Source organism: Neobacillus drentensis (genome assembly GCF_036965425.1).
GTDB lineage: Bacteria > Bacillota > Bacilli > Bacillales > Cytobacillaceae > Neobacillus > Neobacillus drentensis_F.
Map to the genome: position 1 here is coordinate 1 of NZ_JBALPP010000214.1, position 4,246 is coordinate 4,246.

Consider the following 4,246-nt stretch of genomic DNA (forward strand, 5'->3'; position numbering starts at 1 on the left):
TCCCAATCTTTAACTCTTGCACCCGTTAGCACAATAACATTTCAGTTCATACCTGAATAAGGGTCACCGACGTTCCCATTTAACTCCTTAATGGTAGCTTCAATTTCCTTCCTTAAATCGATATTCAAATTTATATTCGCTAATGAAGCTTTAGCTTTTTCAAAACTTTTTTGTAGTCCCAATAAAGCGATTAAAGACAATAAATTATCAATTAATTTATTATTGTCTATGTCCCAATTGCAAATTACCCAATTATCAATACGTTGCTTTAAACCATCTTCTAAATATTCCAATGTATTACTTTGTCGTTCCGCTAGTTCGTATAAGGCTTCAGATATGTTTAAAGGACTGGCAGCATAATTTAATTCAATATAATTAATTAATTCGCAGAAATGAGATTTTATTTCCTTAACCGACAAATAATCAGGCAAATTCCTATAAAAACATAAATCCACAAAAGCACCTCATTTCAACAATGATTCGGTACTTTATTCTATTTCAAAGGCACTTATTCCTTCTTAAGCAAATCTGACCCTTTAGTTGAAGAAGGACAACAATAATTGTTCTAAGATTTAGTATCTGTCATTTATTGTCCATGGGAATCACCTCCCCGATGCTAAGACTGCTCAGTTACTTGGAGTGGTCTTTTTAAATTTTATTAAAAAGGCATCCTCCTTGAAGAAAATCAATTCATGTTCCACTTTGTTAAAGCTCACTATGTTTCTAATTACAAATAACATTTCTTGTTAATTAAAATAGATTAGACCCGATTCAGTTGTGCCTATTTTCAATTAGATAAGCTCATATCCAATCCAAAAGACATATGTCTAAAGTGTAATAAAATATAGAATGAAAGTAGGTGTCTAAATGCCTCCTTACTATGGATCATTTGGTTATCCGATGATGGGATACGGCTATCATCCGTATGGTTACGGTTTTCATCATCACCATTATCCTTTCTATGGTGGTTACGGTTTTCATCATCCTTGGCACCATTACGGACACTGTTGTTAAAAGAAAAGCGATTGAATATTTGAGGAGGATTTGGGAAGTCCCGATCCTCTATTACATAATTTTTAAATGGAAGTTCCAATTTTGTTTTTCTAAAACTATTATTTAAGTAAACTGCCACGTTAGTACAACAACACAAAAGGACCGCCGCAGCGATCCAAATTGGGACAAATAAAGAAGGCTATAGCACGATACAAAGCTATAGCCTTCTTATTGTATTATTTATAACTCACATATATAATGAACTAAGTCCTTATGATAGAGTTGACCACACAATACAAAACGCTATCTTTTTATATGATAACCTCGTTCATATTGTTTCGGTACATTTAACTGCTTGCTACGTAGTTCAATAGCTGCATGGGTTGACCAATATGGATCCACTAGCATTCCACGGGCAATTGCCACCAAGTCTGCATCTCCATTCCCAATCACTGCCTCCGCTACAGCAGGTTTCTCGAGCATTCCTACTGCAATTACCGGAATGCCGACTTCCTCACGAATCTTACGGGCAAAAGGAACCTGGTAGCCTGGGTAATTTCCTGGCTTTCTTTCACCTGGAATTGCTTCACCACCGCTACTAACATGAAGAATATCAGCACCTGCTTCTTTATAGGCTTTACTTAGCATAATGGCATGATCTAAATCATAGCCTCCATCAGCGTATTCTACTGCTGTGATACGGACAGATAAGGGCATGTCAGATGGTATTTCTTTTTTAACAGCTTGGATAACCTCTCTTCCAAAAAGGGAAAGATCTTCGCCGTATTGATCCTCACGTTTATTCGTAAGCGGTGATTGGAACTGATGGATCAAATACCCGTGAGCGGCATGAATTTCAATCATGTCTACACCCGCTTTAACTGCCCTTCCTGCTGTATCAGCAAACAACTGAACCATTTCCTTTACTTCCTCATTGGATAAAGCACGTGGAGTTTTATAGCCCTCATCAGGGAATTTTATAGCCGAGGGGGCAACTGGATTAGCAGCATCCTCGGCTTTTCGTCCAGCATGGGCAATCTGTATGCCTATTTTTGTACCATAGGCATGTACCTGGTCAATAATTCTTGAAAAGGCTGGAATTTGGTCATCTGACCATAAACCCAGGTCATAGTCCGTAATTCTTCCTTCAGGATCTATATCAGTCATTTCCATGATGATTAGACCAGTCCCTCCGATGGCTCGGCTGATGTAATGAACATAATGCCACTCGTTAGGCTTCCCGTCCTTTTCAGTAACCGAGTATTGGCACATCGGAGCCATAACAGCCCGGTTCTTTAGTTTTAAAGATTTCAGTTCAAAAGGTGAAAATAATTTATTACTCATTCCTTTTCATCTCCAAATAATTTTTTAATTTCTGGATCAGCTTTTTCTGTTCCTTTTTTTCTTACAAATCATATAAAAACATCCGTGTGAATTATGAAAAAATAATCAAATAATCTCTATGTCCTTTTTTAACTATTTTTCACTATTAAGGTACACTTATTCTGACATTAGCCTTGTTAAGCTAAACTGCTTACGTTACTTTAAGTACAACTCTTCACAATCTTGTAGGTAATAAAAAAGCATTCCCCCCTTATGGAGAAACACTAGACCTTATCTTAATAATTTTCTAATTCGTTATTTAAGTCCCTTAACAGTGGATCTATCTCGACCGTTACTGCTTCTTGATTTGTAGGAAAAATGGAAGGTTTAACTCCATCCTTCTTCATTCCAACAAGCCATTTGTCAATAAAATCATTCAAGTCAATCGATTTAGGTTTGAAATTTCTCCACTCACTATCGGCACAGTATTCCGCAAAATCCTTTTTAGGAAAGAAAGGAATCAACATACTTCCATCATCATTCTGTGCAGTTGCCCAATCTCCGTCAAATAACCCCCACACTTCCTCATAATCAACGACCTTCTTAATAAAATATTCATATCTGATTTTTGCTGGTTGTTTTATGAGAGACTCAAATTCTTTTTGATTCATATTCCTTTTTCCTCCGATTACTGCATTTACAAAAGTCATTTATCTATAATTCTTCAGTATGAAGTGAAATACCTTCTTTCACTAAACTGCACCTTTAGTTGAATAACAAAAAAGCCGCCAGATATGGCAGCTCAATCTTGTACTATTGCACCCAATAGGTGAGCAAGACATCCTAATTAAAATATTTTTCAATAATTAACTTCGCTCTTTCATCAATTTGGGAAGGCAACTCGTTGAGGGAAAAATATTTTAAATCCAAACTTTCACCATCATTCATAGCTAACTCACCACTAGTTTCTTCTGCCAAATAAACACATATAACATTGTAGACTTCATCACCGTTAGGATATTTAAAGTATAGATTACTTCCCGACAAAATATCAATAAACTTTAATCTTATTGCTTTCAAGCCCGTTTCCTCAAAGAGTTCACGCTCAGCGGTCTCCTCTAATGTTTCTCCAATTTCCATTGCCCCACCTGGCAACCCCCATTCTTTTGTGTCGGAACGGTGTTGAAATAAAATCTCTTTTTTATCATTCATAACAATTATAGTAGCACCCACCAAAATTAATGGTCTGTTTCCGATTAGTTCTCGTATTTCCTTTGTGTACTCAGCCATTATTTTCTCACCCCTGTTGATAAAGACTGTTAAAATAATTCTCCTCTTATATACGAATTTCCTTCTTGAATTAACCTGCACCGTTAGTACAACAAAAAAGGGATCGCAGCAACCCTACCTATTTAACTCTTGCACCCGATAGCAGAAAAAGCCCCTGTCCTGCTCTTTTTAATGTTTAGCGGGTGTATTTATCCTCGAAACGATAAAAGCCCTCTTGGGATTCTTGTGGGCTTACTTTAGGTTTGTGCGAAATAGGATTGCATTAGATTTAGCTACAATTTCTTGTTTATCGTTATAAATCGAACACTCCGTATGAATTAAAGTTTTGCCCTGTTTTTCAATTTTGGCATTTGCCATCAAGTATGTACCAGTAGCGGGTTTTAAAAAAGAAACATTTAAATCAACGGTTACAGCTTGTTGTATACCATCTTCATTTGCTGGTGACAAGTTTGATACAGCTACATCAGCCAATGAAGAAATGATACCACCATGTATAACCCCTGCACTATTAATGAATAGGTCCTGAACTGGCAATATAATTTGCAAATTATTATCATCAAGCTTTTTGTATTTCAAACCTAAAAATTCGTCAAATGGCTGTTTTATAAACATCTCATACACCTCTTATATATTAAATTTA

General features: G+C 36.2%; 6 protein-coding genes. 1 reads left to right on the forward strand and 5 read right to left on the reverse strand.

Features of this window, described 5'->3' with window-relative positions:
* Positions 1–41: 41 nt before the first annotated feature.
* Complete coding sequence (locus V7161_RS30175) at positions 42–455, reverse strand: hypothetical protein (RefSeq protein ID WP_335716442.1); 414 nt, start codon at positions 453–455, stop codon at positions 42–44.
* Between the two features lie 412 nt (positions 456–867).
* On the opposite strand from V7161_RS30175, the gene V7161_RS30180 reads away from it, so the two are divergent.
* Positions 868–1,014 carry a hypothetical protein gene (locus tag V7161_RS30180; protein WP_335716443.1) on the forward strand — a complete coding sequence of 49 codons (147 nt, stop codon included), beginning with the start codon at positions 868–870 and terminating at the stop codon, positions 1,012–1,014.
* Positions 1,015–1,296: 282 nt separating this feature from the next.
* On the opposite strand, the gene V7161_RS30185 is transcribed toward V7161_RS30180, so the two are convergent.
* From V7161_RS30185 to V7161_RS30200, 4 genes are all read right to left on the reverse strand, one after another.
* Positions 1,297–2,337, reverse strand: coding sequence for an NADH:flavin oxidoreductase/NADH oxidase (locus tag V7161_RS30185; protein ID WP_335548198.1), 1,041 nt, complete (start codon positions 2,335–2,337; stop codon positions 1,297–1,299).
* A 275-nt stretch (positions 2,338–2,612) separates the two neighbouring features.
* A complete protein-coding gene (locus tag V7161_RS30190) occupies positions 2,613–2,987 on the reverse strand; it encodes a DUF2750 domain-containing protein (RefSeq protein WP_335716444.1) in 375 nt (124 codons plus the stop codon).
* Positions 2,988–3,159: 172 nt separating this feature from the next.
* Positions 3,160–3,606: an NUDIX hydrolase gene (locus V7161_RS30195; RefSeq protein ID WP_335716445.1), complete on the reverse strand. Its 447-nt coding sequence runs from the start codon at positions 3,604–3,606 to the stop codon at positions 3,160–3,162.
* 231 nt (positions 3,607–3,837) lie between these two features.
* Entirely contained in the window at positions 3,838–4,218 is a 381-nt protein-coding gene (locus tag V7161_RS30200; protein ID WP_335716446.1) for a PaaI family thioesterase, read from the reverse strand.
* Between the last annotated feature and the right edge of the window lie 28 nt (positions 4,219–4,246).

Coding starts and splice junctions, on each gene's coding strand:
- V7161_RS30180 (WP_335716443.1), top strand. CDS start 868: ATGCCTCCTTACTATGGATCATTTGGTTATCCGATGATGGGATACGGC.
- V7161_RS30185 (WP_335548198.1), bottom strand. CDS start 2,337: ATGAGTAATAAATTATTTTCACCTTTTGAACTGAAATCTTTAAAACTA.
- V7161_RS30190 (WP_335716444.1), bottom strand. CDS start 2,987: ATGAATCAAAAAGAATTTGAGTCTCTCATAAAACAACCAGCAAAAATC.
- V7161_RS30195 (WP_335716445.1), bottom strand. CDS start 3,606: ATGGCTGAGTACACAAAGGAAATACGAGAACTAATCGGAAACAGACCA.
- V7161_RS30200 (WP_335716446.1), bottom strand. CDS start 4,218: ATGTTTATAAAACAGCCATTTGACGAATTTTTAGGTTTGAAATACAAA.